Below are 26,998 nucleotides of genomic sequence, written 5' to 3' on the forward strand. Positions count from 1 at the left end.
TTACCGCGGCACGACCGTGAACGTGATCTTCGACGGGTGTGCCGCGTCGTGGTGCACCGCGTTATGCGCGATCACGCCGCTGGTCTCATCGAAGTTGTTCCCACCCGTATTGAGGTTGCGGTCGAAGCGCGGGAAGTTGCTGCTCGAAATCGCCACACGCAGCTTGTGTCCCGGATAGAAGAAATTGCTGGTGTCGATCGGCTGGAACGTCACCTTGTACACCTCGCCATCCTTCATCCACACCGGCGGCTTGTCGTAGCCCTCGCGGTAACGCATGCGCTGGATGTTTTCGGTCAGGTTGAAGGCCTTGCCGTCGGTGCCGACGTCCATCACCTTGAAGGTGAAGTCGGTATCTTTCGCATCGGATGACACATACAGCGTCACCGTGATCGGACCGCTGACTTCCGTGCCTTCCTTGAAGGGCTCGGAGTCGTAGACGAGGATGTCGTTACGCGTGAGCTGCGGGTTCTGGTCGAACGAGCCGAACTTCACGGCATTGCCCTGGCAGCAACCGCCACCGCCCAGTGTCGTCACCGGGTTCATCGGATCGTAGAGGAAGTGGTCCGGCTGATCGGTGCCTCCCGCCGCCGTGACCAGCTTGCCGTCGCCGTAAAGCGTGTTGGCCTTGCCGCCGCTGGTAAAGAACAGATCTCGCGTGGTCGCGTTCGCCGGTGGCCACATGGTCGCGTTGTGCCACTTGTTCTCGCCCATGACGTAGTACATGACCTTGGGCTGCTTATCGACGACGGGGCTGTCGACGCCCTTGAGGAACTTGTCGAACCAGCCGTAGACCAGGCTGTCGTAATCGAAGCGCGCATCGCCGACGTCGAGGTCGCCGATCATGGTGTGCTCGGTCGCGCGGCTGAATGCGCAATGCAGCACCGGCGCGATCACTGCGTACTGCTCGTCCGCGATCTCCTTCGGCGCCGTGGCACGCACGTGGTTGTACGCGGCCAGGTTGGGCGACACGGACACGTCGAACCAGCTCATGAACCACAGGCCCGGCTTGTTGATCTTCATGTTCTCGTGCCACAGACCGCCCTTGTACCAGGCGGGACTGTTGGGCGTGCGCGCGATCATGTTGCCGCCGGTCGGCACGTCCATCACATCGGCGAAGATGCCCTTCGGGCCGTCGACCGCCTTGAGGATGTCTTTTTCCGGCAGGTGCCAGAACGCCTGGTCCCAGTCCACCGGCGGCATCTGCGGGTCGAGGTCGAAGGCCTTCGATGCACGGATCAGATCGGCCTGCGAGGTGTTCGCCGGAAACATCGGGCGCACCTGGTTCTGCTCACCGTAGATCCAGGCCTGGAACAGCATCTGCACCGCACCGCCGCGGTACCAGTTGCCCTGCTCGTAGTAGGGGCCGACGCGACCGACGCCCGCACCGAAGCCCTGGACGTTGAACGTGGCCAGACCTGGCTCGTTCTCGGCCACCACGGCCATCTGCCATTCCGCGGTGGACGAGCAGCCCGTGGTGCCGACCTTGCCGTTGGACCACGGCTGCGAGGTCATCCAGCGCACGGCGTCGACGCCGTCACTGAGCGGCGCGCCGAGGATGTCGTAATTGCCTTCGGAGAAGTAGTGGCCACGCTCGTTCATGTCGACATACGCGTAGCCGCGCTTCACGGCGGCGAGCTGACGCGTCATGTCGCGCGGCGCGCCGAGCTTCACGTCCCAGAAATTGAAGTTGTAGGGAGTGCGGACGAAGATCGTCGGCACCTTACCGGTCGCGTTCTTCGGACGATAGACGTCCGCCGCCATGCGCTTGCCGTCGCGCATCTTCACCATCACCTTGCGGTCGACGACGGCGATGTCCTCGAGCTGCTGCTCGGTCTCGATGCGCTTGGCGATGGTCGCCTTCTGTTCCGGCGTGAGCGTCGTCTGCTGTGCGGCAACAGGGGCCGCGATCAGAGCCAGACAGCAGGACGCCAGGCCGACCGACAGCGCGGTCCTGACAGAGTGGAGGGCAGGGCGCGGGGTTCGCATCGGGCGAAGCCTATTTCAGGGACGGTTCATCGAGTCTGACAAAACGGTCCGGTCAGAACAATGCATGACTTCCGGCAGGGGCGGTCTGCCATCCAGACGTCCGCTGCCGGCGATCGCACGAAGCGACCGACATCGACGAGTGTGTCCAGTCCGGTTACGTCGCGGCGCTCCATGCATACGAATCCATCGACAGCACGCCGTAGGTCATTCCGCCGTGCAGCACCTCGAACCGGTCGGCCTCGTCGCTGGCGCCGAAAGCCACGAGCAAGGGCAGATAATGTTCTTCCGTCGGATGCGCGCGCTCGGCGGACGGAGCGATCCGCCGATAGTCTTCGAGTGCACCCGCATCGCGCGCGACGAGGCGTTTGCTCGTCCAGTCCGCGAAGGCCTGAGCATACGGCGCGACATCTGCCGTCATGCGGATGTCGTAGAGATTATGCGTGAGGCTGCCCGAGCCGACGATCAGCACGCCGCGATCGCGCAGGGGACGCAGCGCACGACCCAGCGCGAGCGCACCGGCAGCGTCGAGGTCGTACGGCATGGCGAGCTGGAAGACGGGCAGCGTGGCGGCGGGCAACAGGAAGCGCAGCGGCGACCAGGCACCGTGATCCCGCGGGCGCGTCGCATCGGCGTGCACCGTATAGCCCGCCTCTTGCAGCAGCAGGGCCGTCTCCCTCGCGACGTCGGGCGCGCCCGGAGCCGGGTATTGCAGGCGATACAGCGCCTCGGGGAAACCGCGGAAGTCGTGCAACGTGGCCGGCCGCTCACCGATCATCACGGTCAGGCCCTGGGCCTGCCAGTGGGGCGAGACGACGAGTACCGCACGGATATCGATCAGGCCGGCGCCAAAGCGTTGCAGTGCGGGCCCGAGCAGACCGGGATCGAGTGCGAACGTGGGCGCGCCGTGGGAGATGAAGATAACGGGAGTGGTGGACATGGCAGGCGGTTCCTCTGCGGATGTCGTCACGATATTGGTTCCTCCGGCGCGGATAAACGGCGTTTTGAACGACCCAGTGTTGCGCTTTATGAGACACTCCGGATGTCACGGCATACGGGGTAGGACGTGGACAAGGTCCAGGAAATGAGCAGCTTCGTGGCGGTCGTCGACGCCGGGAGCTTCGTGGGCGCGGCTCAGGCCACCGGCTTTACCAAGGCCGCCATCTCGCGCCATGTCGCCGACCTCGAAAAACGGCTGGAGGTGCGGTTGCTCCACCGGACCACCCGGCGGCTGTCGCTGAGCGAGGAGGGACGTCTTTTCTACGCAAGGGCGCGCGAGCTGCTGGCCGGGATCGCCGAGGCGGAGTCGGAGCTCACCGCCCGGCATGGCGAGGCCAGTGGCCTGCTTCGCATCACGGCACCGCTGACTTTCGGTGTGCTGCATCTTGCGCCATTGTGGGCGCGGTTCGCGCAGGCGCATCCCAAGGTGTCGCTGGACATCACGTTGTCGGATCGGGTGGTCGACCTGGTGGAGGAAGGCTACGATCTCGCCGTTCGCATCTCCACGCTGGCCAGCTCGACCCTGGTCAGTCGCACGCTGGGGACCACGCGGATGATCCTGTGCGCGTCTCCCGCTTACCTCGCCGCCCACGGCGCGCCCGGGCGTGTCGCCGACCTGGCCCGTCACGCCGTGCTCGGCTACAGCTACTGGCCGGATGACTGGCAGTTCGTGCACGAGGGGGCGGTGGAGCGCGTCACGGTGCGCCCGGTGATTCGAAGCAATAACGGCGATACCTGCCGTATTGCGGCATTGGCCGGTCAGGGCATCACGTTGCAGCCGGACTTCATCGTGGGACACGACGTGCGCGCGGGGCGCTTGCACGAGGTGTTGCCGGGGCACGCCGCGGGCGTCATCGGCATCCACGCCGTGTATCCGTCGCGCAAGCACCTGCCGGTGAAGGTGCGTCGACTGGTCGACTTTCTCGCCGAGTCCTTCAAGGACGTGGACTGGAGCGCTGGCTGAAGCTCAGGCTTCCGGAACCGGGATGCCGTGCCGGTGCAGCATGTCGGCAATCTCCGCGCTGACCCAGTCGAAGTGCTCGTTGCCGGCGGCTTCGAGCACGGCGTTCGACTGCATCGCGAACTCGGGCCAGAAAGCGTCGCGGTCGGGGTTGTCGCGCAAGCCGGTGGTCACCTCGCTGTCGAGGCGTTCGAGCATCTGGCGGAGTTCATCGCGGTTCGTCATGGATGGAGCGTACCCCCACGATGTGTCTGCCGCATGTAAAGGAGGGGGTTGACCTCGAGCGCGCTTGAGGTTGTTCAATGGGTGTCTCGCACATCGCAGGAGACCCCCATGCGCATCACCCGGATCACCCTTCCTTCCGTCGATGTCGGTGCCTGTGTGGCCTTTTACCGCGACGTCATGCAGCTCCCTGTCGAGGGACGGCTCGTGCGAGTCGGCTGGACGACCCTCGAGATCGTGCCTGCGGCGGCCGATACGGGCTCGGTCCATCTGGCGTTCAACGTATCGCCTCGCCGCTTCGAAGCCGCCTTTTCCTGGCTGCGCGAGCGAGCCCTGCTGCTGCGGGATCCCATGGACGAGGAGCGTTTCCGGCTGGGCGGTGCCTGGCGGTCGGATTCGGTCTACTTCGCCGGGCCGCATGACGCGGTGCTCGAGCTGATCGCGCGGGACGCGCTGGCGGACACCTTCGACGACGCCTATGAGGACGGTGTCGATGGCCCGTTCCACGGCATGGAGATCGCCTGCGTCAGCGAAGTGGGCCTGCCCACCGACGATGTGCCCGCGCTTGTGCGGGCCATGGTGACGCGATTCGGCATCGCACCGTTCGGCGAGTCGTCCGACCTGTTCGCCCCTCTGGGCGATCACGAGGGCCTGTTGATCCTCGTCGACCGTGACCGCCGCTGGTTCCCCGACCTGCGTCGCGTGCCCGGCGCACTGGGCCTGCATGTCACGCTGGAAGGCGCGATGCCAACCGGCCACTTCGCCGATGCCAACGGCTGGTTGCTGACCGCGCGGATGGCCAAGACCGATGGCCGGTCACCTCGACTATCCTTGCCACAAGCGGTACGTCCCGCCGCGTCGGCCTCACCATGTCATCGACAGAAACGTTCAAATTCGTCCTGATCCTTCTGGTCGCGATCGTCGCGCTCGAGCTCATCGCGCGACGTCTTCGCCTGCCTACCGCGGCGGCGTTGCTGGCCGGTGGCATCGGCATCGCCTTCCTGCCTGGCATACCGGCGGTGAGCTTCGATCCCGAGCTGGTGCTGATCGTTTTCCTGCCGCCGCTGCTGATGGACGGAGCGTTCTATACGGTCTGGTCGGACTTCCGCCGCTACCTCGGCGGCATCCTCTGGCTGGCGGTGGGGGCGGTCGTGTTCACCACCTTCGCCGTCGGTGTCACGGTGCATGCCGTGTTGCCGTCGCTGCCATGGGCGGCATGTTTCGCACTCGGCGCCGTCGTTTCGCCGCCGGATGCTGTCGCCGCGAAAGCGGTGCTGGGCAAGGTGAAGCTGCCGCGTCGGCCGATGGTGTTGCTGGAAGGCGAGAGTCTCCTCAACGACGCGACCGGGCTGGTGCTTTTCCGCTTCGCGGTGGCCGCCGCCCTGACCGGTGCCTTCAGCGCTCAGGGCGCGGTGATGAGCTTCGCCGGCCTGGCGCTGGGTGGCATCGCGGTGGGTGCGCTGATCGGTGCGGTCGTCGTCCTGGTGCTGCGCCGGATGGATCAGGTATTTCTCGCCATTACCGCGTCGTGCCTCTCGCCATGGGCCGCTTACATCGGCGGTGAGGCCGTGCACGTGTCCGGCGTGATGGCGGTGGTGACGACCGGCATCATTTTCGGCTGGTACCAGCACGAGGTGTTCTCGGCGAACATCCGCGTGCGCGCCACGACCTTCTGGGCGGTAATGATCTTCCTGCTCGAAGCACTCGTCTTCATCCTGATCGGCTTTTCGCTGCGCGGTGTCGTCGAGCGGCTGGGTGGCCTTGGCGATGCGCTGCAGGCGCTGGGCCTTCCCATCCTCGCGGTGGTGGCCGCCGTGATTCTTTCCCGGTTTGTCTGGGTGTATGCCACGGACTATCTGCGTCGGCCGCTCGCGCATCTGATCGGACGTGGAGCCGCGCCGCCGTCGCCACGTGAATCGTTTTTGCTGAGCTGGGCGGGGATGCGTGGGGTGGTGACGCTGGCCATCGCACTGTCGTTGCCTGAGGAAATGCCCGGGCGCGACCTGACCCTGGCCGCTGCGTTTGCGGTGATTCTCGTCACCGTGGTGTTGCAGGGCGGCACGATGGGGCCGGTGATTCGCTGGCTCGGCCTGGACCGTGTGGTGCATGTCGACATGGCGCATCTGACCGAAGGGCAGGCAGGTGCGTTGATCGATGCCGCGCAGCTCGAGGCGGTGAAGGCGCGTGCCTATGGCGCGGATGGATCGTTGATTCATCCGCGTCTGCTGGAGCAGTACACGTACCGCGCGACGATCGCTGAGCGGTTCGCTGCCGCGCCGCAGGACTTTACCGGCGGGCGGGAGTCACATTACGACGTGATTCTGGCGGCGATCGCGGCGGGGCGTGTTGAACTGCTCAAGCTGCACCGCGCAGGGCGGATTCATGACGATCTGCTGCATTATCTGGAGCGGGATCTGGATCTGCAGGAGATCGCTGCGGAGAATGATCGGCAGAGTCCGGTGTGAATCCTCGGACGAGGTGCTACCAGGTCATTTCGGAAGATGTTGGCATGGCAGCCGACGGCTCCCTCGCCCCGAGGCCAAAAAAAAGGGCGCCGCATCACTGCGGCACCCCTCAGATACCATACCACCAAAAAATCAGCGACGTGACTTACGCTTCCGACGCCGGACCAGAAACACAACCAGCCAAAGCACCAGGACAGCGACAACCACACCCGCCACCATCAGGTACGGCGTCAGCTTAAGCAGCAACGGCTTCGGCCCACCCGCACGGATCGTCGCGACATCCTCGGCCGTCGCATGCACCGCCGGATTACCGAAGTGCTCTTCCACGTAATTAACGACCGCAGCCACCTGCGCGTCCGTCATGTCGTACTCGAACGCCGGCATCGACACATGCATGTCGGCACCCTGACGGTCGAGGCCATGAAGGACCGCCATGATCAGGTTGTCCGGACGCGACAGACCTACCGCACGGTTGTGGCTCAGCGACGGGAAGTACTGATTCTCCGTCCCCTTGCCGCTCGGCTGATGGCAGCTGGCGCACGCGCCGCTGTAGAGCGCGGCACCGTCCACGGTGTCATGCACGCCGCGCACATCCGGTCCGGTGGCGGCATCCCCACGCAGCGGCTCCAGCGTCGTCGTCGGGGGCAGGGCGCTGCCACCTTCGTATGCATACGAAGCTTTGGTGTCCGCCGGATCGCGGATCGGCCTGACCGTCTTCAGGTAGGTCGCCATCGACTTGATGTCGTCGTCTGACAGGAAACGCAGGCTCTGCTCCACGGCTTCCGCCATGCCGCCCCCGGCCTGGCCCTTGCCGTGCACGTGACCGTTCTTGAGATACGACGCCAGTTCGTCTTCCGACCAGCCGCCGATGCCGCTGACCGGATCGGAGGTGATGTTCGGGGCGAACCAACCGTCGATCGTGGCACCGCCGAGGTACGCGTCCTGGCGTTCCGCCATGAGCAGGTTGCGCGGCGAGTGGCACGAGCTGCAGTGACCCAGCACGTCGACAAGATAACGACCGCGTTCGGTGCCCGTGGCGTCGATGGCCGCGGGCTTGTGCAGGAACATCAGGTTCCAGCCGGCCATGGTCCAGCGCATGCTGTACGGGAAGGCGAGGCGGGTTTCCTTCACCTTGTTGTCCACCGGCGCCACGCCCTGCATGAAGTACACATACAGCGCATGCATGTCGGCATCGGTGATGCCCGCATATGCCGTATATGGCATGGCGGGGTAGAGGTGGTCGCCTTTTGCGTTGACGCCCTCGCGTACCGCTCGGGCGAACTGCGCCTCACTGTAGCCACCGATACCATCGTCTTTCGACGGCGTGATGTTGGATGCGTAGATGTTGCCCATCGGCGAACCGATGCCGCGACCGCCGGCGAACGGCTTGTCCGGCGACGAGGTATGGCAGGCGGCGCAGTCGGCCGCGATGGCGACGCCTTTGCCACGGGCGATCAGCGCGTCGTTGTCGTCCTGGGCAAGTGACGGCGCGGAGACGGCGACGGCGCCGACCAGGACGGCAGCTCGCAGCAGGCCGCGAAACAGGGAATTCGTGGCCATCAGATTTCCTTGTGAATCGTGTCGGCGATGCGGATCGACAGCGCGACGCCGGTGAGCGTCGGGTTGATCACACCGGAGGCGGGAATCACGCCGGTGGTGGCCAGGAACAGGTTGTCGTGGTCGAAGGTGCGGCATTCGCCGTTGACGACGGAATCCTTCGCATCCGAACCCATGATCACCGTACCCATGATGTGGTCGCGGTTCTGCCAGCCGCTCTCGTCTTCGACGATCTCGGCGTTGAACAGCTTGGCGAACCGGGCATAGTCCTCCTTGGCGATGACCTTGCCGGCCTTCGCGTAGTCGTCCACGTCGTAATTCACGCGCAGCATCGGGATGCCGAGGGCATCCTTCTTGTCGCTCGGCGTGACACGGTTGGCCGGGTTCGGCAGCATCTCGAAGACGGTACCGACGTCGATCCAGCGCGACGCGTCGTGACGGATGCGCTCGTCCAGTTCGGGGCCGATCACGCCCTTCTTCAGCAGCCGCTCGGTGACCACGCGGTTCGGTACGGCGTTCGACATCGAGTGCTTGACCGCCGAGTGACGCTTGCGGAAGTCGCCATCGCGCCAGTTGAAGATGCCACCTTGCTGCACGGCGCCACGTCCCGGCCACAGGGGCTGGTCGCCGATCATCAACAGACCGATGCCGGTGTGGTCCATGAGGTTGCGGCCGACCTGGTCGGACGAGTTGGCGACGTCGGACATCAGCAGCAGCTTGGCCGTTTCCAGACCGTGCGCGGCCACGATGAAGTACTTCGCGGTCAGACGCGCGTCGGTGCCGTCCGGCTTGCGGTAATGCACGGCGACGATCTTGCCGCCCGCGCCTTTCTCGAGCTTGTACGCCGTGGATTCGGTGAGCAGCTTCGTACCCGCGCGCTCGGCGTGCGTGGCATGCATGTCGCCGCTGTACATCGCGCCGATGGGGCAGACCGGCATGCAGTTGTTGTTGCCGCAGCACGCGGGACGGCCGTCGTACGGCTTGGTCACGCGGCCATTGGGCTCATGGATGTAGTGGTAACCCGCGGGACCCAGGCGCTTGTTGAGCTCCTGATTCATGTAGGTCGTCGCGTCCGGCGGCAGCGGGTACGGCTTGGAACGCGGCGGCCATGCCTTGCCGCCCTGGCCGCTCTGGTCTTCCTCGCCGTTGCCGGCCACGCCCAGCGCTTCTTCAGCGCGCTGGTAGTAGGGCTCGAGCTCTTCATAGCCGATGGGCCAGTCACGACCGACGCCATAGAGCGTCTTCAGCTTCATGTCGTTGGGCAGGTAACGCCAGCAGGCGGCCGCCCAGTGCCACGTCGTGCCGCCGACCAGCTTCAGCATGCCCGGCCGGAATTCGAACGAGCCGGTGTTCTCGATATAGTCCGGCTCGAACGTGGTGTGTGCCCACGGTTCGTTCGGATACGGATCGTTGAAGTTGGACTTGCGCGACGAACTGCGGAAATTCTCGAGGATCTTCCAGCGCGGAATGCGCGAGCCGGCTTCCAACATGATGACCGAGTGGCCCTGTCTGGACAGCTCATAGGCAGCGTTGCTGCCGAGCGCGCCCGAGCCGATGACGACGACGTCGGCGTCGTATTGCGTGTTCATGGTATGTCCTGCGTGTGCGTGGGGGCGCAAGCGCCCGTACGTGGCGCCGTGTTCGCGCGGTCAGTCCGTCGCGATGCTGGCCGGGGCGGCCGACCAGTAGTCGGTACCGGCGCGGGCATAGGTCGGGATCACCGTCACGTCGATCGTGGGCTTGAACATCAGGGCCCCCGTGTACGTGATGAACTGCGTACCGTCGTCCTTGCCGGTGCCCTTGGGCTCGCCGGTGTAACCGAGGTACCAGCCGCTGACGATGGACACGGCAAGCGCCTTGAGGGCGGGGTCGGCGTCGACGGCGGAGCCCTTGAACTTGTGCATGTCGTCGATGCCGGCGGCATCCATGGCGCGGATGAGCGCGGTCACCTGCGGACCGAAGTTGCGGTCACCGGCGGCCAGCGCGGCGAACAGCCGTGCGGAGACGTCGGCGGGAAGCTCGGGATGGCCGGTAAGGCGGCGACCCAGGGTCAGGAACGCGTCGAGTTCGGCGGGGCTGGCCTGGGCGGGCGACTGGCCATAGGCCATGCGGGTCCAGGGGAGCAGGGCGCCTGCGGCGGCGATCATGCCCGCGGAGATCAGCAGCCGGCGGCGGCCGGCATCGATCGGCGGAACGGCACGGGAAGGGGACCCGTGGATATCGGTCATCGGACTGCTTCCTCTTGCGATGGCGGGAGAAGCGAAGCGTCGACAGATGCGGAGCGCATTGTCAGCCGAACGCATCGGCCATCACGGGGAGCTGGAGCAGAAACAAAAAGCGCTGCGTCACGGCGGCACATGCGGCACGACGGCGCGAATTATAGAAAGCGGTTTTGATGTAAAACCCTCAACCTCAAAAGTTGATGGTTTTACGTCAAATGTCCCGATGCCTCGCCGGAAGGTTCTCGCGCATCACGATGGCCGTGGGCTGCGGACGGGGCGGCGGCGCGGCCGCACGACCGAAACGCGCGAGCACGTGGGTCAGCGCACGGGCAGCCTGCGCCGCCAGGTTCTGGTCGAGCACGGCGTCCATCAGGCCCAGTTCTAGCAGACGGCGATTACTTTCCGTCAGGTCGTGACCGATAAAGACCACCTCGCGTGGACGCGTGCGCTCGGTCAGCACCCTGGCGACCCCGTCGTCGCCTACCGATGTGTTGTAGATGCCACGCAGGCCGGGCACCGCGTTGAGCACGTCGGTGACGATGCGCCCGGTGCTCTCCGGGTCTTCCTGGCTGTCCGCGCGGTGGATGATCTGCACGTCCGGAAAGTGCTCGCGCAGCGCCTCCACGAAACCGCGCTCGCGCTGCTCGTGGCTGCGGAAGTGGTGGTAACCCTTGATCAGCAGGATCGAGCCGCCCGCGGGACCGAGAAACCGGCCCATCAGCTCGCCGGCGAGACGACCGGCGGCATGCGTATCCGTGCCGACATAGGCGAGGCGACCGCTATCGGGCAGGTCCGAAGCGAGGGTGACGACCGGGCAGCGATCCGCCGCGCGACGCACGGCATCGCGCACCAGCGGGTGGTCGTGGGTCGTCACGATCAGCGCATCGGCGCCTTCGGCGTGATGGTCGATCTCGGCGGCGACCGCTTCGGGCGCGATCTCCGACAGGTGATGCACCTGGCTGCGCACACGCATCGCGTGCATGGCCATACGATGGTGCTCGAAGCGTCGGCCGAGCTCATCGTAGAAGGGAATCGTGGGCGACTGCATCAGGATCGGCACGTGCAGCCATCGACCCGGCGGTACCTCGATCACGCGGTTGATCTTCAGCCGCTTGGCGGCTTCGAGCACGCGGGACTGCGCGCGCTCGCTGACGCCCCCGCGCCCGTTGAGCACCCGGTCGACCGTCGCGGCACTGACACGTGCGGCGGCAGCCAGATCGACGATGCGGGTTTTCTGTTTCGGCATGGCAATCGGATGGCATGATGCAGTGCACCATCATACGGGAGCGCCGTCCCGGCGCGGCCGCCGGGGCCCGCGACCAGTCGTCGCGGGCCCCGGGGTGGCCTACGCTCACGCGAGAGCCGTTCCCGTCAAGCCGTCACCCCCGGCCGCGCAGGCATCGTTCCCACCGCCCCGTGGGAAGACTCGGCGATCGTCTCCCCTGTCCTCCGGCTCTCCGCCATGTGTCCCACGTTGGGTGCCATCACCCGCGCCACAAATCGCACCGCCTTGTTCAGCGCCGTGCTGACGAACGGCAGCCGTCCCACGGGGATGGAGATCACGGCCACTTCCTCGCGGACCAGATGGATATTGGGCTCCGCATGGCCCCAGGCCAGCTCCACCTCGTTCGGTGCGCTGCTGCGGCTGGGCACATCGTCGTTGGTGATGCGCTGCGTCTCCCGGAAGAAGTGCAGGTGGACGAAGCCGTCGTCCGTGGGTCCTGTGACGGCTATCCCGGTGGCGACCGCGGACACGAAATGTGCGGGCCGTACATGCAGGATGCTTTTCGTCGACGTCTGCGCCATACCTGGTGTTCCCGGAAAGTGGTCGGGCAGGGGCCGCCCCCCGGTCGGGCCGGAGGAAGCGTCGTTTGGTCCATCGGTTGCCGAAAATACCCCTGTCCGGGAAGGATACGGCGAAGGACGGGACAAAGCACACGGGGTTATGTGACGGGCGTTGGCTTTTCGACGCGTTAGACTGAAACAGCTCCTTTTTTGGAACCTTTCACGTATGACAACGGCCCTTGCCCTGCGTCAGGTTCATTTCAAAGACGCAGGCCATCTCGAGGCCGCCCTCGAACGACGTGGCTATCGGGTCCGCTACTATGCGAGAGCGAGTCCACCTAACGGTTGAGAAAACGCGCAAGAACGTCCGTGACCAGCCGGTGGTCCTGCAACGACGGCATGCCGGATACCGTTATCGCGCCGATGACGCCGAGGCCGCGCAATCGCAGCGGAAAGCCGCCGCCGTCGGAAGCGTGCTCCGCGGGCGACAGGCCGTAGCGCTCCTCGAGCGTCTGACTGGCTTTGGCGAGTTTCATGCCGACGACGAGGGTACTGGTACCGAGGGCGAGCACGGTATTGCGCTTGCGTCGCACCCAGTTGGCGTTGGCGATATCCGTGCCGGGCAGTGCGGTGTGGAACAGCACGCGGTCGCGCAACGCGATCTCGATCGCGACTTTCGCGGATCGCTGCACAGCCAGCTCGCGCAGCGCGCAACCGACGTCCCATACCTGTTCGAGACTCAGCGTGTCGAACTGCAGTCGCGCCTCTTCGGTCGCGAGTTCGTCGAGCGTCGGGTCGCTCATGGATCCCACCTCATGCGTTGTACGGATGAGGTGGGATTCTAACGGGAGACTACGCGTTGCCTCCCGACTTGGCCTTGCCCGGCCTGGCCGGATCGCGGGGCACTTCGGGCAGGGGCGCGCGACGCGAATGCGAATAAACGTAAGAGACGAAGGCGGCGGACGAACGGTCGGCCGGAGCACCCTTGGGAAAGCGATTTTCGGGTTTCTGCGGTGGCATGACATTCCATGATGGGGCGTGGGACCGCCCTGGCGAAGGCACGCGCAAGGGATGCTGTCCGGCACACCGGACAGGTGCGTCCACCATGCGCCTTCACTTGTTAGTTACATGTAAGTTGGTGGGCGCTTCCGGGGGCGAATCGCGACCAAACGCCACACGTCTAAACCCGTCCTGAGCGCTGAAAAGCGCGTCTGAAATTTGAACCCTTCCACCGTGCTGAGCTAAGGTGATTGCAGTTTCATCGGTTCCCCGCGTGCGCTCGACGTTATCTTTCGCGCCGCGGTCGTGAACATTCTTCCTGCGCGTGTTTTCGCCGCGCCACACTCCACTCGCTACGGGGGCAGTTCTTGGACACCAGTAAAGTCAATTCAGTTTCAATCGATCTAAATTCTAAGGCCGCTTCGTGGCGCATGACTCTCGTGGCCATGCTCGCGGCGATTTCCGGCGGTCTCTACGGTTACGACACTGGCATCATTTCCGGTGCGCTACTGCAGATATCGACCGAGTTCCAGCTCGACGCACAGGCACAGGAAATCGTCGCCGCGGCCATCCTGCTCGGCGCGGTGATCGGTGCCCTCGCCAGTTCGCGTTTCTCGGTGAGCATCGGCCGTCGCCGCACGATCATTGCCGTGGCGATTCTCTATGTCGTCGGCGTGCTCGCCTCCGCGGTATCGCGAGGCGCGTGGGAACTCGCGCTTTCCCGTGTCTTCCTCGGCATCGCCGTCGGCGCCTGCACGCAGGTGGTGCCGACCTATATCGCCGAGCTGGCGCCTGCCGATCGTCGGGGACGACTGGTGACGTTCTTCAACGTGTCGATCGGTGTCGGCATTCTTCTTGCCGCCATCGTCGGCGTCGTGCTGCAGAACGACTGGACCTGGCGCTGGATGATCGGCGTCGCGGCGATTCCCGCGTTCCTGCTGTTCGTCGGCATGCTGTTTGCACCGTTCAGCCCGCGCTGGCTGGTGGAACAAGGCCGTGCCGATGAAGCGCACGACACGCTGATGCGCATCCGCGACAGCGAATCGCAGGTGCGCCGCGAGGTCACGCAGATCGAGAAAGTGCTCGATCGCTCGAAGGAGCGCGGCGCTTCGCGCTGGCGCGATCTCGGTGCGAAGTGGCTCCGTCCGGCCGTGATCGCCGGGCTGGGTGTCGCTGCGTTCACACAGCTTTCCGGCATCGAAATGATGATCTATTACACCCCCACGTTTCTGACGCAGGCAGGTTTTGGCCACTCATCGGCGCTGCTCGCGGCGCTGGGCGTCGCCATCACGTACCTGTTGATGACGCTACTCGGCAAGCTGGTGGTCGATCATGTCGGCCGCCGCACGCTCACCTTGTGGATGATGCCGTTCGCCGCCGTCGCGCTGGTGCTGCTGGGCGCGGTGTTTCATTTCAATCTCGGTGGCAATCATCGCGGCGCGCTCGTCGTGGCCTGCCTCATCGCCTTCATGGTCTTCAATTCCGGCGGCATCCAGGTGATCGGCTGGCTGGTGGGTTCGGAAATCTATCCGCTGCGCATCCGCGATCGCGCCACCGGCGCGCACGCGGCGATGCTGTGGGGTTCGAACCTGCTGCTGACCGGCACGGCGCTGTCGATGACGCACTGGCTCGGCGTGGGCGGCGCCATGTGGGTTTATGCGGGCCTGAATGCGCTCGGCTTTCTCTTCGTCTTCGTTTGTCTGCCCGAAACCAAGGGCCGTAGCCTCGAAGAGGTTGAAGAATCGCTGCATGACGGCACCTTTCTACCTTTGAAGAGCGAAACGCGCGCCGCATGAACCGCTGGCGAGCGATGTTGTCCTTACACGAACACTGCGACCAGCCACGAGAGGAGACTTCATGACGCAGACGAATCTTGCACGATCCGCTCCGCAGGATGAGACCACGTGGTGGCGGCACGCCGTCATCTATCAGGTGTATCCCCGTTCGTTCGCCGACAACGATGGCGATGGCATCGGCGACCTTCCCGGCATCGCCTCGCGACTGCCGTATCTGGCGAAGCTCGGTGTGGATGCGATCTGGCTGTCGCCGTTCTATCGTTCGCCGCAGCACGATGCGGGCTATGACGTATCGGATTATCGCGATGTCGATCCCTTGTTCGGCACGCTGGCGGACTTCGACCGCATGCTGGCCGAGGCGCATCGTCTGGGCCTGCGCATCATCGTCGACCTCGTACCCAACCATACGTCGACCGAGCACGCTTGGTTCAGGGAGGCGGTCGCGACGTTGCCGGGCAGTGCGGCACGCCAGCGCTACATCTTCCGCGACGGCAAGGGTAAGGACGGTGAGCTGCCGCCGAACAACTGGCAGAGCATCTTCGGTGGCAACGCATGGTCGCGCGCACCCGGCGACAGCCAGTGGTATCTGCATCTGTTCGATCGCAGTCAGCCGGATCTCAACTGGGACCACCCCGAAGTGCGCTCCGACTTCGAGGACGTGTTGCGCTTCTGGCTGGACCGTGGCGTCGACGGTTTTCGCGTCGACGTGGCGCACGGCCTGATCAAGGCCGAAGGCCTGCCCGACTGGGCAGGGCAGACCTCGATGGTCGAAGGCGAGGAAGGTGCGCACTCCAACAACGGCCCGATGTGGGACCAGGAAGGCGTGCACGACGTGTATCGCCGCTGGCGTCAGGTGCTGGACGAGTACGACAACGACCGCATGATGGTGGCCGAGGCGTGGGTGCATCCGCCACAGCGCCTCGCCCGTTATGTGCGCGCCGATGAAATGCAGCAGGCGTTCAACTTCGACTACCTGCTCACCCACTGGGATGCGCGGGCGTTTCGTGACGTGGTCACGCGCTCGCTGGCCGTGAGTGCCGAGGTGGGTGCACCGACGACGTGGGTGATGTCGAACCACGACACGGTGCGGCACACGTCGCGTTATGGCCTGAGTGTCCCGGGTGCGCGGCCGAAGGGCATCGACGCGGCCGGCGAGCAGCCGAACGAGGCGCTTGGCCTGCGCCGTGCGCGTGCGGCGGCGTTGCTGACGCTGGCATTGCCGGGCTCGGCGTACATCTATCAGGGCGAAGAGCTCGGTCTCCCCGAGCACACGACGCTCGAGGCGGAGCATCGCCAGGATCCGGCATTCTTCCGGACCTCAGGCGAGGAGATCGGCCGCGACGGCTGCCGTGTGCCGCTACCGTGGCAGAGCGCGGCTCCCGCGTTCGGCTTCGGTCCGGGCACGGCGACGTGGCTGCCGCAGCCCGTGTCGTTCGCGCGCTATGCGGTGGATCGGCAGGAGGGCGATGCCGGCTCGACGCTGGAGCTGTATCGCTCGGCCTTGCGGCTGCGTCGTCAGCGGGATCTCGGTAACGGCGAGTTGCTGTGGCGCGATGCGGAGCCGGGTGTCGTGGCTTTCGCCAACGGCGGCGTGCATGTGGTGGTGAACACCAATGATCATCCGGTCGCGTTGCCCGGCGGCGAGGTTCTGGTGTCCAGTGTGCCACTGGACAGTGGGCACATGTTGCCGGCGAATTCGGCGGTCTGGTTGGGGTGAGGGTGGTTTTTCCAGCGAGTGACCATATAACCTACGGGTCACTCGTTGTCCGCGAGAGCCAGCCCGGTTACCGTCACCCCATGATCGCCTCGTCCCCCCGCACCGAGATCAACCTCCGCGGCGCCCCCGCGGAGACTATCCGCGATCACATCGTGGAGGCGGCCGACGAGCATTTCAGCCGCTACGGTTACGCGAAAACCACGGTGTCCGATCTGGCCAGAGCCATCGGTTTCTCGAAGGCGTACATCTACAAGTTCTTCGATTCCAAGCGCGCGATCGGCGAGGCCATCTGCGCCCGTTGCCTCGGCGTCCAGGTTGCCGAAGTGGACGCGGCGGTCTCGCAGGCCCGGGGCGCGCACGAGAAGCTGCGCGCGCTGTTCCGCAGCGTGATGGAACAGAGTCGTGAGCAGTTCTTCGCCGACCGGCAGCTCTACGATATCGTGATGCATTCCTGCACGGAGCAGTGGCCCAGTTCGAGGGCGTACGTCGAGCGGCTCGAGGCCATGCTGCGAGAGATCGTCGTCGAAGGCCGCGAGGCGGGCGATTTCGAGCGCAAGACACCGATCGACGATGTCGTCACCGGTGTCTGGCTTGCCGCCTCGCCCTTCATCCATCCCGTGATGCTGCAGTACAACCTCGACAACGCGACTGAAGGGTTGAATCAGGTCACGAACCTCGCCTTGCGCAGCCTTGCGCCGTAGCGGTGCGCCTCAGCGGCGGGCGCTCATGTAGTCGGCGATAGCGGCGACGGCGGCGCGTACGTGCGGTAGCTGGCGCAGATCGCGGTGGTACACGAGATAAAACGCTTGCGATGGACCGTCTATGTCCGTTTCGATACGAATGAGATCGGCGCAGCGCGGATCCTGCTCGAGGAAGGCGGCCAACCCCAGGCCATGGCGAACCGCTTCCATGATGGCTTCCATCGAACTCGAGCGAAACGCGAAGCGTGTCGCTCCCAGTTTACGCATCCATTGCTCGTGGGGCAGGCCCTTCCAGCGTTCGTCCAGACCGACGAAGACGTGGCGTGCCGCCTCTCCCTTGGCGAGGCGACGGGTGGGTAGATGGCGCAGGACATAATCTTCCGATGCATAGAGCCCGAAGCGGTAGCTACCCATATGTTTTTCCACCAGCACGCTGGAGGTTGAGCGGGTCAGGCGTACCGCGATATCGGCCTCGCGTGCGGCGACGTCGCTCATCCGGCTTTCTCCCACCACTTCGAGGTCAAGGCGGGGGTGCTTGCTCTGGAAGGCGAGCAATGAGCGGGCGACGGTCTGCGCCATCCCATCGGGCACGCTGATCCGGAGCGTTCCCGCCAGCATGGCACGGTCGCGGCGCAGCGCGTCGAGGCCGTGCTCAAGCCCCTCGGCCAAGCGTATCAACTGCAAGGCGTCGGGTTTCAGCTCGGTGCCCGACTGGCTCCTGTAGACGAGCGCGTGCCCCAGCGAGGCCTCCAGCGCGTCGAGGCGCCGTGCCGTCGTGGATGTCGACAGGCCCAGCGCCTTCCCTGCCGCCAGCAGACTCCCCGCACGATGCACGGCGAGAAGAATGCGCAGGTCGTCCCACGAAAGTGTTTCCATAGATGGGCATCAGATTACCGCCATGTTGCGTATTCGGGAATGCTCCGCGTGCCTAGAATCGGCGCATGAAGATCATTCTTATCGGAGCAGGGCGCATCGGCAGCGTGCTGGCCTTTCACCTCGCCCGGGCCGGCCATGACGTCACGGTAGTGGCACGAGGCAAGCGCCTCGACGCCTTGAGGCGCGAGGGTGCCATCGTCACCGTCGAGGGGCGGCGTGCTCCGGTCAGCATGCTTGCGGAACTCGATCCGGCCACACCCTACGACCTGGCCATCGCCACGCTGCCGGAGCACCAGATCGGGGACCTGCTGCCATCGTTGGCGGCCAGCCAGGCGAAGACGATCCTGCTCATGTTCAACACGTTCGAGGGCACGGCGCGATATCGATCGGTCATCGGTGCGGAGCGCTTCGCGTTCGGCTTTCCGAATATGACGTCGGCTCTTGTCGACCAGCGGCTTCGCTATCGCGTCGATGGCGTCGGCATGGTCTCGACGTTGTCGACCAGTACGTTGGCGACGCTCTTCAGGGACGCCGGGTTGCCGAGTGAGTGGGAAGCAGATATGGACGCCTTTCTTCGCAGCCACGCCGCGCTCGCGGTGCCGCTGTTCCTGTCGGGATTGCTGACGTGGGATCGCAAAAGTGAGCTGAGCTGGCGCGAGGCGAGGCAACTCGACCGGGCCTGGACGGAAGCGTTCGACCTGGTGATTCGCATGGGGCATACCTTGCGCCCGCGTGCCGTCGGTACGCTCGCTGGTCTGCCCAGGCTGCCCCGTACCTTCCTGCTCTGGGCATTCAGCCGTAGCCATCTGGTCAAGGACGTCGGCGAGTTTGGCCCTGTCGAAACGCGTTGGCCGATTGACGCCATGGTCGCCGTGGCACCCGAGCATACGCGTCAGCTTTCTGCGTTACGCCCCTGAGCACCCGTGGTCTCGATGGATCGTGAGACTTACATTTCTGTGCCAGTGACCAGTTGACATATCGGTCACTAGCCACAACAGTGACGGCCATCCCTACGCCGGAATGTTCGCCATGTCCCGTTCACTCCTCTCCGGAACCGCCGCGGCCTCAGCCGTGGCCCTCCTGACTCTGGCGCTGGCTGCCTGTTCCCGCACCCAAGCCGATCCGCGCACTGAGCCGCCCCTGGTTCGCACCCAGGCCGTCTCGCCGTCGTCGGTCAGCGAGCGGGCGTTCTCCGGCGTGGTGACGGCACGAGTTCAGAGCGACCTCGGTTTCCGGGTGTCCGGCAAGGTCACCGAGCGGCTGGTTGACGCCGGCCAGACCGTAACGAAAGGGCAGCCGCTCATGCGCATCGACCGCACGGACCTCGCGCTGGCCATTACCGCGTCCTCGGGCGCCGTCGAAGCGGCGCGCGCGCAGGCGCTGCAGACCGACGCGGACGAAAAGCGCTTCCGTGGACTGGTTGGCGTCGGGGCAGTGTCGAAGTCGGCCTACGATCAGGCGAAGGCCGCTTCCGAAGCCGCCGCCGCGCGACTTCGTGCCGCGGAAGCCGACGCGCGGGTGTCCTCCAACGCCGCCAGCTACTCGATACTGCGGGCCGACGCCGACGGCACCGTGGTCGATACGCTTGCCGAGCCCGGCCAGGTCGTGACGGCGGGGCAGGTGGTGATCCGCCTCGCCCATGCCGGGGCGCGCGAAGCACTGGTCAGTCTTCCCGAGACGGTGCGTCCCGCGCTCGGGTCCGCTGCCCGCGCCACGATTTTCGGGGACGAAGGGCAGGGCGGCGCCGCACATCTGCGCCTCCTGTCGGACGCAGCCGACCTCGCGACACGAACCTTCGAGGCACGCTATGTCCTGGAGGGCGCAGCCGCTGCCGCGCCACTCGGCGCGACCGTGGTCGTCCATCTTCCCCGCGCCGGTGCTGCCGGTATGCAGGTGCCGGTCGCGGCGATCTTCGACGCCGGCAAGGGCCCGGGTGTGTGGATCGTCCATGGCAAACAGGCCAGCGTGACCTGGCATCCGGTCACGCTCGGCGACCTTGGCGAAGAAAGCGTCGCGGTGACCTCCGGCTTGAAGCCCGGCGAACGCTTCGTCGCGCTTGGCGCACACCAGCTTCATGAAGGCGAGCGTGTGCGCGTCGGCGATGATGCCGGTGCCGTGCGATGAGTGGCTTCAACCTGTCCGCGCTAGCCGTGCGCGAACGCTCGGTGACACTGTTCCTTATTGTCGCCATATCGGTTGCCGGCGTCTTCGCGTTCCTTCATCTGGGGCGCGCGGAGGATCCGAGTTTCACGGTCAAGGTGCTGACGGTCGTGACGGCATGGCCGGGCGCCACCGCGCAGGAAATGCAGGATCAGGTGGCCGAGCCGCTAGAGAAACGACTGCAGGAACTGAAGTGGTACGACCGCAGCGAGACTTTTACGCGGCCTGGCCTCGCGTTCACCACGCTGACGCTTCGTGACGATACACCTCCCGGCGACGTGCCCGAGGAGTTCTACCAGGCCCGCAAGAAGCTCGGCGATGAGGCCGCAAAATTGCCACCCGGCGTGGTGGGACCGCTCATCAACGACGAATACGCCGACGTTACCTTCGCCTTGTATGCGTTGAAGGCGCCCGGCGAGCCGCACCGTGCACTGGTGCGCGAAGGCGAGTCGTTGAGGCAGCGGCTGCTGCACGTGCCGGGCGTGAAAAAGGTTAACCTGATTGGTGAGCGGCCGGAGAAGATTTTCGTCGAGTTCTCCCACGACCGTCTCGCCACGCTGGGGCTCACGCCCACGGCGCTGTTCGGTGCGTTGAACGACCAGAACCTGCTCACCCCCGCGGGATCGATCGATACCCACGGTCCTCAGGTTGTGGTGCGCCTGGATGGCGCCTTCGATGATCTCCGTCGCATCGAAGAAACCCCGGTGGTGTCCAATGGGCACACCTTACGCCTGGGCGATGTCGCCAAGGTGCGTCGTGGGTATGAAGACCCGCCGACTTTCCTCATCCGCAATCAGGACGAGCCCGCCCTGGTGCTGGGCATCGTCATGAAGGAGCGTTACAACGGACTCGACCTCGGCAAAGCCCTCGAGAAAGAGGCATCCGCGATTTCCAGCGAACTGCCCGTGGGCCTGTCGTTTACCAAGATCACGGACCAGGCGGTCAACATCGCCGAAGCGTACGACGAGTTCATGCTGAAGTTCTTTGTCGCACTGGCGGTGGTGATTGCCGTGAGTCTGGTCAGCCTCGGATTCCGCGTGGGCATCGTCGTTGCCGCCGCCGTGCCACTGACGCTGGCCGGTGTCTTCGTGATCATGCTTGCCACGGGGCGCGACTTCGATCGCATTACGCTGGGTGCGTTGATCCTCTCGCTCGGCCTGTTGGTCGACGACGCCATCATCGTTATCGAAAGTATCGTGGTGAAGATGGAGGAGGGGCGTGACCGGGTCGCGGCCGCAACGTACGCGTGGGGTCATACAGCGGCGCCGATGCTCGCCGGCACGCTCGTCACCGCCATCGGCCTCATGCCGGTAGGCTTTGCAAAGTCCACCGCGGGTGAATACGCCGGAAACATCTTCTGGGTGGTGATGTTCTCACTGCTCACTTCGTGGGTGGTGGCCGTGGTGTTCACACCGTATCTCGGAGTGAAGCTGCTGCCCGACATCAGGCCGGTCGTCGGTGGTCATGCGGCGATCTACGGCACGCCGCGCTATCGTCAGTTGCGCGGGCTGATCGCATGGGCCGTACGGCGAAAGCTGCTCGTTGCGGTGTCTGTCGTGAGTCTGTTCGCCGTGGCGGTCGTCGGCATGGGCTTCGTGACCAACCAGTTCTTCCCGGCGTCCGATCGCCCTGAAGTGCTGGTGGAGGTACAAATGCCCGAAGGCACGTCGATCGGTGCGACCAGCAAGGCGGTCGGCGAGGTCGAGGCCTGGCTGAAGAAACAGCCCGAGGCAAAGATCGTCACCAGCTACATCGGGCAGGGCGCACCTCGCTTCTACCTGGCCATCGCGCCTGAACTACCCGATCCCTCTTTCGCCAAGATCGTGGTGCTTACCGAGAACGAGAAGACGCGCGAAGCGCTGAAGCTGCGTGTGCGCAATGCGGTGCAGGACGGGCTGGCACCTGAGGCACGCATCCGGGCGACGCAGATCGTGTTCGGGCCGTATTCGCCGTTCCCGGTGGCGTTCCGTGTTTCCGGACCGGACGAGGCCAGGGTCCGCGACCTCGCGGAACAGGTCAAGCAGACCATGCTGAAGAACCCGGCCATGCGCACCGTCAATAGCGACTGGGGCGAGCGCGTGCCGACAGTGCACTTCGTGCTCGATCAGGATCGTCTCCACGCGATCTGTCTGAGCTCGCACGACGTCTCCCAGCAGCTGCAGTTCCTGCTGACGGGCGTGACGGTGACCCAGGTACGCGAAGACATCCGTTCCGTTGACGTCGTCGCGCGGAGCGCGGGCGATGCACGGCTCGACCCGGCGCGATTGGATGGATTCACGCTGGTCGGTTCCTCAGGCCAGCGCGTGCCGCTGTCGCAGATCGGCACTCAGGAAGTACGCATGGAAGATCCGATCCTGCGCCGGCGCGACCGCATGACCACGATCACGGTACGCGGGGATATCGGTGAGGAATTCCAGCCGCCGGATGTCTCGATGAAGCTGATCGCGGAGATCAAACCGCTGGTCGATAAGCTACAGCCGGGCTACGCCATCGATACGGCAGGCGCGCTCGAGGAGGCCGGTAAGGCGAACAAGGCACTGGGCGCGGTCTTCCCGGTGATGATCCTGCTGATGATGATCGTGATCGTTTTCGAAGTGAGGTCGATCTCGGGGATGTTGATGATCCTGGCCACGGCGCCGCTGGCACTGGTCGGTGTCGTGCCGACGCTGATCCTGTTCCACCAGCCGTTCGGCTTCAACGCGATCCTGGGCCTGATCGGACTGGCGGGCATCATCATGCGCAATACGCTCATTCTGATCGGGCAGATCCATGCCAACGAGCATCAGGGGCTGGGCACATACCACGCGGTGGTCGAGGCGACGGTACAACGGGCAAGACCGGTGATCCTTACCGCGATGGCGGCGGTGTTCGCGTTTATTCCTCTGACGTTCTCGGTGTTCTGGGGCTCGCTGGCGTTCACGCTGATCGGCGGGACGATTGGCGGGACGGTGCTTACGCTGGTGTTCTTGCCGGCACTTTATGCACTCTGGTATCGGGTCAAGCCTGACGCCGGGGTGGATCCGAGGGCTGTGCCGTCGCTTGAGCACCAGCCGAGCGAGCAGCCTCTGTAAGCAGGGTGGGTTCCTGTTCCCTAGTCGATCCGAATGACCACCTTGCCGACGTGTCCCGCATCGGCAAGGTAGTGAAAGGCCGCCTTCGCGTCGTCGAAAGCGAATACCTTGTCGATGACCGGTTTGATCCCCGCCATCTCAATGGCCCGCACCGCGGCGGCGAAGTCGCTCACCGATCCCGTGTTGTTGCCGAGGATCGATATCGTTTTCAGCTGGATGGGGAGCACGGGGATCGTCAGTTCCGCGCCGCCGACGAAACCGATGACGAAGATCGTGCCTGCGAAGGCGACGGCATTCATCGACCGGGGGAACGTGGCCGCACCGACGGATTCGATCACCAGGTCCGCACCCCTGCCTTGGGTCAGTTCGAGCACGCGTTCGTCCCACGCGGGCGTGGTCGTGTAGTTGATGACCTCGTCGGCGCCGAGCGTCCGGGCTCGTTCCAGCTTGTCGTCGGACGACGACGTGATGATCACGCGAGCCCCGGCGGCCTTCGCTAACTGCAGCGCGAACAGGCTCACGCCACCGGTGCCAAGCAGGGCGACGGTCGAGCCCGGGCGCACGTGGCCTCTGACGAGGCCGTTCCAGGCCGTGGTCGCGGCGACGGGCAAGGTCGCGGCTTCTTCCCACGTCAGTCCATCCGGGATACGGACAAGCGACGACGCCGGGGCGACCGTGTATTGCGCGAGGGAACCCGGGACGGTGACGCCGCGAACGGCGTCGTGCGACGAAGGCTGAATCGGGCCGGCGAGCCACCGGGCCATCAGCGCGGGCGCGACACGATCGCCCACCGCCCAGCCTTCCACACCATCGCCCAGCCCGGCGATTTCGCCGGCGCCATCGGCCACGGGAATCCGCGGAAAGTGGTCGGGGCCGAAGTCGCCGCGGGCCACCGCGACGTCCAGGAAGTTGAGACTCGCGGCGCGTAGCCGGATGAGAACGTCGCCCGGGCCGGGCTGCGGAGTCGGCAGCTCGCTCGCGGTGAGGGAGTCGATGGAAGCGGATGTCAGCTGAAAGGCTCGCACGGCGGTGTCTCCGGGTTGGGGGATGCGATCAGTCTGAGAGATTCCCGGTGCGCGAAATCGGTGGTAGAAACAAGACATTCCTGCACCGGATGCAATAATGGACGCGCTCGAAGCCGACCAGCTACTCACCTTCCTTGCCGTGGTCGACACGGGGAGCTTCACGGCCGCCGCCCGCCGGCTGGAGCGGGATGCCTCCGTCGTATCGCGCCGTGTGGCTGCCCTCGAGGCACGTCTTGGCATTCGCCTGCTCGAGCGATCGACCCGGCGGGTAAGCGCGACCGAAGCGGGCATGCAATTTCGCGAGCGCGTGCGGCAGGCGATGGACCTGGTGCGGACGGCCGAGGACGAGGCGCGCGATTTCGCCGATGCGCCATCGGGGTTGCTGCGAGTCACCCTGGCACCGGCTTTCGGACGCATGTGGGTCGCGCCGCGACTCACGGAGTTTCTGGCGCTGCATCCCTCCGTGCGTATCGAGGCGAGCTTCAGCGACCGCTATGTCGACATGGTCGCGGAGGGCTTCGACGTGGCGGTGCGCATCGGCGAGATGAAAGACAGCCGACTGATCAGCCAGCGCGTCGCACCCGCCGGGCGGATGATCTGCGCTGCGCCGTCGTACCTGGAGCGACGGCCGCCGTTGACGACGCCCGACGATCTGACCCGGCACGACTGCCTCGGTTTCACGCCGATGTTTACGCACCCCGTATGGCATCTGCAGCGCGGCCGCGAGGAGCGGGCGGTGAAAGTGGCGGGACGTATCGAGTCGGACGACATACACGCCCTCGTCAGTGCCGCCGTCGCCGGGGCAGGCGTGCTGATGGCCGCCGACTGGCTCGTGGCGCATGAGCTTGCGGATGGACGTCTCGTCCCTGTACTCGACGGGTGGCGGGCGAAGGGCGAGACAGGCATCTATGTCATCCGTGCGTCGACGCGTCACGCACCGGCGAAGACCCGTGCCTTCGTCGAGTGGCTGGCGGAGGCGTTGGCGCCGGCCCCCTGGGGCTATCCACTCAGCCCGCCCTCGCCGTGACGCGGCCCGCGTGGCGTTCGCGCGTACGCCGCGCGATGGGCATGCCGATCAGCAAGGCGCCTGCCATGGCGATGCTCATGACAACCTGCGCCTCGATGATCGACACGTCGGTCGACTCGCCTGCCGTCGACATCACCGCCGCGAGGGCGAAGACGCCGGCGAGCGCGCCGCCCTGCCAGCCGAAGCGCAGCGTCAGGGCGAGCACCGGTAGCATCGCGCACAGACGAAGTGCCTGCAGCTCCGCGCCGTGCAGGTGCAGACGTTCCTGTATAAGCACTATCCCGATCCAGCCGGCCAGGCAAAGTGCGACGAGCGCGCTGGTGAGCGGGATGTTTCGCACGCGTCGCCAGGCACCGGACCGTCCCGCGTTGAACACATCCTTCAAGGCGAACAACGCCGGCACGACGGGGACCATTCCGCAGAAGTCACCCAGCAGATAGGCGTAGAAGGAGTCGCGCAGATAGATGGCCGGCGATGCGCCGCGGGAGGCGTCGATCGCCGCGCTGAGTCCGGCCGTATCGACCACGGCGCTGCCCAGTGCGCATGCCGCGGCCACCACGAGAACGCTGGGAAGGTGGATTTCCCCGTCACGGAACGGAAACGGGCCCCGTCGCCTGGCCAGCATGACCAGCGGCATACAGACGATCATCAGGGGAATCCCGCCGAGAATGGCCCACTCCATGCCGAACCGTCCGGCGTTGATCGCGCATTTCTGAATGAGCGGCGTCCACTCGCCCACGATCAGGGCGGGCCAGTAGCGACGAGGAACCAGCAGGATCGCGGCGAGGCGGAGTCCGGCCATCAGATTCCACTGGCTGGATGGCGATATGTAACGGGCTATCTCATATACCGCGGCGTAGGCCGCCGCGACGGCAAGAAACGCACTGCCGGAGATCCACCTGGGTTCCGCGCTCAGGGCAGGGTGTGTCCGTGTGTGGCTCGCATTCGACATCCACGTAGTGTAACGAGCGGAGCGGCGGCTTCAAAAAACGTCACGCCTTACCGATCGGACGCACTTCACGTTCCACGTATGCGCGGTGACGAGCAGCGCGCCGCCCATCATGACGCCGCCGGTGTGCATCCACCCGTCGGCCCACGCGGCGAAGTACCACGCGGCAAACAAGGTCGCGATGCCGGCTGCGGCCAGCGCGGGCGGTCCGGCTCGCCGGTGCCGCCGCCATGCCCTGACCATGGCGAGCGTGCTGATAAACGCGCCGGTCGCAATGAACCAGGGCTCCAGACTGATCAGCCGCAGCAGTGCCATGGCGAGCTCGCGGTGGGGCGATGCGAACGAATACAGGGCGAGGTAGAGCGACGGTACGGCGAACAGGACCAGGGGCAGGGCGAGGCAGTGGATAGCGCACCCGATCGCCCAGAAAGAGGCGAAACGGTCGAGTGACGAGGAGGGCTGGCGCGACGCGATGCTTGTCAT

24 protein-coding genes are annotated in these 26,998 nt (G+C 65.3%); 10 read left to right on the top strand and 14 right to left on the bottom strand.

The genetic code is table 11. The features are described from left to right. Window positions 1-1,986: a CocE/NonD family hydrolase gene (locus J2X57_RS13565; RefSeq protein ID WP_090351303.1), complete on the bottom strand. Its 1,986-nt coding sequence runs from the start codon at window positions 1,984-1,986 to the stop codon at window positions 1-3. Window positions 1,987-2,140: 154 nt separating this feature from the next. Then, complete coding sequence (locus J2X57_RS13570) at window positions 2,141-2,923, bottom strand: class III extradiol ring-cleavage dioxygenase (RefSeq protein WP_309867891.1); 783 nt, start codon at window positions 2,921-2,923, stop codon at window positions 2,141-2,143. Between the two features lie 144 nt (window positions 2,924-3,067). Here J2X57_RS13570 and J2X57_RS13575 point away from each other — a divergent pair, with 144 nt between their 5' ends. After that, window positions 3,068-3,946, top strand: coding sequence for a LysR family transcriptional regulator (locus J2X57_RS13575; protein ID WP_239709069.1), 879 nt, complete (start codon window positions 3,068-3,070; stop codon window positions 3,944-3,946). A gap of 3 nt (window positions 3,947-3,949) precedes the next feature. Here the strand turns inward: J2X57_RS13575 and J2X57_RS13580 are convergent, their stop codons facing one another. Beyond that, window positions 3,950-4,168, bottom strand: coding sequence for a hypothetical protein (locus tag J2X57_RS13580; RefSeq protein ID WP_090351312.1), 219 nt, complete (start codon window positions 4,166-4,168; stop codon window positions 3,950-3,952). Between the two features lie 108 nt (window positions 4,169-4,276). On the opposite strand from J2X57_RS13580, the gene J2X57_RS13585 reads away from it, so the two are divergent. Further along, complete coding sequence (locus J2X57_RS13585) at window positions 4,277-5,068, top strand: hypothetical protein (protein ID WP_309867894.1); 792 nt, start codon at window positions 4,277-4,279, stop codon at window positions 5,066-5,068. Beyond that, entirely contained in the window at window positions 5,035-6,630 is a 1,596-nt protein-coding gene (locus tag J2X57_RS13590) for a Na+/H+ antiporter (RefSeq protein ID WP_036112374.1), read from the top strand. The genes J2X57_RS13585 and J2X57_RS13590 overlap by 34 nt, the downstream gene beginning before the upstream one ends. A gap of 132 nt (window positions 6,631-6,762) precedes the next feature. On the opposite strand, the gene J2X57_RS13595 is transcribed toward J2X57_RS13590, so the two are convergent. The 7 genes from J2X57_RS13595 to J2X57_RS13625 all read right to left on the bottom strand — a co-directional run bounded on the left by J2X57_RS13595 (window position 6,763) and on the right by J2X57_RS13625 (window position 13,214). Beyond that, complete coding sequence (locus tag J2X57_RS13595) at window positions 6,763-8,190, bottom strand: c-type cytochrome (protein ID WP_309867897.1); 1,428 nt, start codon at window positions 8,188-8,190, stop codon at window positions 6,763-6,765. Beyond that, the gene (locus J2X57_RS13600; protein ID WP_036112378.1) at window positions 8,190-9,776 is read right to left on the bottom strand and encodes a GMC family oxidoreductase; all 1,587 of its coding nucleotides are present in this window, start codon (window positions 9,774-9,776) and stop codon (window positions 8,190-8,192) included. The genes J2X57_RS13595 and J2X57_RS13600 overlap by 1 nt, the downstream gene beginning before the upstream one ends. A gap of 60 nt (window positions 9,777-9,836) precedes the next feature. After that, a complete protein-coding gene (locus J2X57_RS13605; protein ID WP_051943487.1) occupies window positions 9,837-10,415 on the bottom strand; it encodes a sugar dehydrogenase complex small subunit in 579 nt (192 codons plus the stop codon). A 205-nt stretch (window positions 10,416-10,620) separates the two neighbouring features. Then, the gene (locus tag J2X57_RS13610; protein WP_036112380.1) at window positions 10,621-11,655 is read right to left on the bottom strand and encodes a LacI family DNA-binding transcriptional regulator; all 1,035 of its coding nucleotides are present in this window, start codon (window positions 11,653-11,655) and stop codon (window positions 10,621-10,623) included. A 125-nt stretch (window positions 11,656-11,780) separates the two neighbouring features. Further along, window positions 11,781-12,215 carry a hypothetical protein gene (locus tag J2X57_RS13615; protein WP_036112383.1) on the bottom strand — a complete coding sequence of 145 codons (435 nt, stop codon included), beginning with the start codon at window positions 12,213-12,215 and terminating at the stop codon, window positions 11,781-11,783. 317 nt (window positions 12,216-12,532) lie between these two features. Continuing rightward, window positions 12,533-12,997: a heme-degrading domain-containing protein gene (locus J2X57_RS13620; RefSeq protein WP_036112386.1), complete on the bottom strand. Its 465-nt coding sequence runs from the start codon at window positions 12,995-12,997 to the stop codon at window positions 12,533-12,535. Between the two features lie 49 nt (window positions 12,998-13,046). After that, window positions 13,047-13,214, bottom strand: a complete 168-nt coding sequence (locus J2X57_RS13625; RefSeq protein WP_156108705.1) for a hypothetical protein — start codon at window positions 13,212-13,214, stop codon at window positions 13,047-13,049. 347 nt (window positions 13,215-13,561) lie between these two features. Between J2X57_RS13625 and J2X57_RS13630 the strand changes: the two genes are divergently transcribed. The 3 genes from J2X57_RS13630 (at window position 13,562) to J2X57_RS13640 (ending at window position 17,407) form a co-directional block, all read left to right on the top strand. Continuing rightward, window positions 13,562-14,989 carry a sugar porter family MFS transporter gene (locus J2X57_RS13630; protein WP_309867907.1) on the top strand — a complete coding sequence of 476 codons (1,428 nt, stop codon included), beginning with the start codon at window positions 13,562-13,564 and terminating at the stop codon, window positions 14,987-14,989. 61 nt (window positions 14,990-15,050) lie between these two features. Then, on the top strand, window positions 15,051-16,706 hold the full coding sequence (locus tag J2X57_RS13635) for a glycoside hydrolase family 13 protein (RefSeq protein ID WP_309867910.1): 1,656 nt from the start codon (window positions 15,051-15,053) through the stop codon (window positions 16,704-16,706). A gap of 80 nt (window positions 16,707-16,786) precedes the next feature. Beyond that, window positions 16,787-17,407 (top strand): TetR/AcrR family transcriptional regulator, encoded by a 621-nt coding sequence (locus J2X57_RS13640; RefSeq protein ID WP_052191318.1) that lies wholly within the window; start codon window positions 16,787-16,789, stop codon window positions 17,405-17,407. A gap of 9 nt (window positions 17,408-17,416) precedes the next feature. Here J2X57_RS13640 and J2X57_RS13645 read toward each other — a convergent pair whose 3' ends face one another. Beyond that, the gene (locus tag J2X57_RS13645) at window positions 17,417-18,283 is read right to left on the bottom strand and encodes a LysR family transcriptional regulator (RefSeq protein ID WP_036112393.1); all 867 of its coding nucleotides are present in this window, start codon (window positions 18,281-18,283) and stop codon (window positions 17,417-17,419) included. A gap of 65 nt (window positions 18,284-18,348) precedes the next feature. On the opposite strand from J2X57_RS13645, the gene J2X57_RS13650 reads away from it, so the two are divergent. From J2X57_RS13650 to J2X57_RS13660, 3 genes are all read left to right on the top strand, one after another. Beyond that, on the top strand, window positions 18,349-19,200 hold the full coding sequence (locus J2X57_RS13650) for a 2-dehydropantoate 2-reductase N-terminal domain-containing protein (protein ID WP_309867915.1): 852 nt from the start codon (window positions 18,349-18,351) through the stop codon (window positions 19,198-19,200). 112 nt (window positions 19,201-19,312) lie between these two features. Beyond that, window positions 19,313-20,407 (top strand): efflux RND transporter periplasmic adaptor subunit, encoded by a 1,095-nt coding sequence (locus J2X57_RS13655; protein WP_309867917.1) that lies wholly within the window; start codon window positions 19,313-19,315, stop codon window positions 20,405-20,407. Next, window positions 20,404-23,514 carry an efflux RND transporter permease subunit gene (locus tag J2X57_RS13660; RefSeq protein WP_309867920.1) on the top strand — a complete coding sequence of 1,037 codons (3,111 nt, stop codon included), beginning with the start codon at window positions 20,404-20,406 and terminating at the stop codon, window positions 23,512-23,514. The genes J2X57_RS13655 and J2X57_RS13660 overlap by 4 nt, the downstream gene beginning before the upstream one ends. A gap of 20 nt (window positions 23,515-23,534) precedes the next feature. On the opposite strand, the gene J2X57_RS13665 is transcribed toward J2X57_RS13660, so the two are convergent. Beyond that, on the bottom strand, window positions 23,535-24,539 hold the full coding sequence (locus J2X57_RS13665) for an NAD(P)-dependent alcohol dehydrogenase (protein WP_309867922.1): 1,005 nt from the start codon (window positions 24,537-24,539) through the stop codon (window positions 23,535-23,537). Window positions 24,540-24,636: 97 nt separating this feature from the next. Here J2X57_RS13665 and J2X57_RS13670 point away from each other — a divergent pair, with 97 nt between their 5' ends. Then, complete coding sequence (locus J2X57_RS13670) at window positions 24,637-25,566, top strand: LysR family transcriptional regulator (protein ID WP_036112408.1); 930 nt, start codon at window positions 24,637-24,639, stop codon at window positions 25,564-25,566. Here the strand turns inward: J2X57_RS13670 and J2X57_RS13675 are convergent. Continuing rightward, window positions 25,547-26,518 carry an MASE1 domain-containing protein gene (locus J2X57_RS13675; protein ID WP_309867927.1) on the bottom strand — a complete coding sequence of 324 codons (972 nt, stop codon included), beginning with the start codon at window positions 26,516-26,518 and terminating at the stop codon, window positions 25,547-25,549. The genes J2X57_RS13670 and J2X57_RS13675 overlap by 20 nt on opposite strands. 30 nt (window positions 26,519-26,548) lie before the next feature. After that, window positions 26,549-26,998, bottom strand: coding sequence for a MerC domain-containing protein (locus J2X57_RS13680; RefSeq protein WP_309867930.1), 450 nt, complete (start codon window positions 26,996-26,998; stop codon window positions 26,549-26,551).

The sequence above is a fragment of the Luteibacter sp. 1214 genome, assembly GCF_031455395.1.
Lineage (GTDB): Bacteria > Pseudomonadota > Gammaproteobacteria > Xanthomonadales > Rhodanobacteraceae > Luteibacter > Luteibacter mycovicinus.

Excerpts from the sequence above, each read along its gene's own strand:
- J2X57_RS13635 (WP_309867910.1), top strand. The coding sequence starts at position 15,051 with ATGACGCAGACGAATCTTGCACGATCCGCTCCGCAGGATGAGACCACG.
- J2X57_RS13610 (WP_036112380.1), bottom strand. The coding sequence starts at position 11,655 with ATGCCGAAACAGAAAACCCGCATCGTCGATCTGGCTGCCGCCGCACGT.
- J2X57_RS13645 (WP_036112393.1), bottom strand. The coding sequence starts at position 18,283 with ATGGAAACACTTTCGTGGGACGACCTGCGCATTCTTCTCGCCGTGCAT.
- J2X57_RS13675 (WP_309867927.1), bottom strand. The coding sequence starts at position 26,518 with ATGTCGAATGCGAGCCACACACGGACACACCCTGCCCTGAGCGCGGAA.
- J2X57_RS13660 (WP_309867920.1), top strand. The coding sequence starts at position 20,404 with ATGAGTGGCTTCAACCTGTCCGCGCTAGCCGTGCGCGAACGCTCGGTG.
- J2X57_RS13595 (WP_309867897.1), bottom strand. The coding sequence starts at position 8,190 with ATGGCCACGAATTCCCTGTTTCGCGGCCTGCTGCGAGCTGCCGTCCTG.
- J2X57_RS13625 (WP_156108705.1), bottom strand. The coding sequence starts at position 13,214 with ATGCCACCGCAGAAACCCGAAAATCGCTTTCCCAAGGGTGCTCCGGCC.
- J2X57_RS13600 (WP_036112378.1), bottom strand. The coding sequence starts at position 9,776 with ATGAACACGCAATACGACGCCGACGTCGTCGTCATCGGCTCGGGCGCG.
- J2X57_RS13615 (WP_036112383.1), bottom strand. The coding sequence starts at position 12,215 with ATGGCGCAGACGTCGACGAAAAGCATCCTGCATGTACGGCCCGCACAT.
- J2X57_RS13640 (WP_052191318.1), top strand. The coding sequence starts at position 16,787 with ATGATCGCCTCGTCCCCCCGCACCGAGATCAACCTCCGCGGCGCCCCC.
- J2X57_RS13670 (WP_036112408.1), top strand. The coding sequence starts at position 24,637 with ATGGACGCGCTCGAAGCCGACCAGCTACTCACCTTCCTTGCCGTGGTC.
- J2X57_RS13650 (WP_309867915.1), top strand. The coding sequence starts at position 18,349 with ATGAAGATCATTCTTATCGGAGCAGGGCGCATCGGCAGCGTGCTGGCC.
- J2X57_RS13620 (WP_036112386.1), bottom strand. The coding sequence starts at position 12,997 with ATGAGCGACCCGACGCTCGACGAACTCGCGACCGAAGAGGCGCGACTG.
- J2X57_RS13590 (WP_036112374.1), top strand. The coding sequence starts at position 5,035 with ATGTCATCGACAGAAACGTTCAAATTCGTCCTGATCCTTCTGGTCGCG.
- J2X57_RS13655 (WP_309867917.1), top strand. The coding sequence starts at position 19,313 with ATGTCCCGTTCACTCCTCTCCGGAACCGCCGCGGCCTCAGCCGTGGCC.
- J2X57_RS13680 (WP_309867930.1), bottom strand. The coding sequence starts at position 26,998 with ATGACAAGCATCGCGTCGCGCCAGCCCTCCTCGTCACTCGACCGTTTC.
- J2X57_RS13565 (WP_090351303.1), bottom strand. The coding sequence starts at position 1,986 with ATGCGAACCCCGCGCCCTGCCCTCCACTCTGTCAGGACCGCGCTGTCG.
- J2X57_RS13580 (WP_090351312.1), bottom strand. The coding sequence starts at position 4,168 with ATGACGAACCGCGATGAACTCCGCCAGATGCTCGAACGCCTCGACAGC.
- J2X57_RS13570 (WP_309867891.1), bottom strand. The coding sequence starts at position 2,923 with ATGTCCACCACTCCCGTTATCTTCATCTCCCACGGCGCGCCCACGTTC.
- J2X57_RS13575 (WP_239709069.1), top strand. The coding sequence starts at position 3,068 with ATGAGCAGCTTCGTGGCGGTCGTCGACGCCGGGAGCTTCGTGGGCGCG.
- J2X57_RS13605 (WP_051943487.1), bottom strand. The coding sequence starts at position 10,415 with ATGACCGATATCCACGGGTCCCCTTCCCGTGCCGTTCCGCCGATCGAT.
- J2X57_RS13585 (WP_309867894.1), top strand. The coding sequence starts at position 4,277 with ATGCGCATCACCCGGATCACCCTTCCTTCCGTCGATGTCGGTGCCTGT.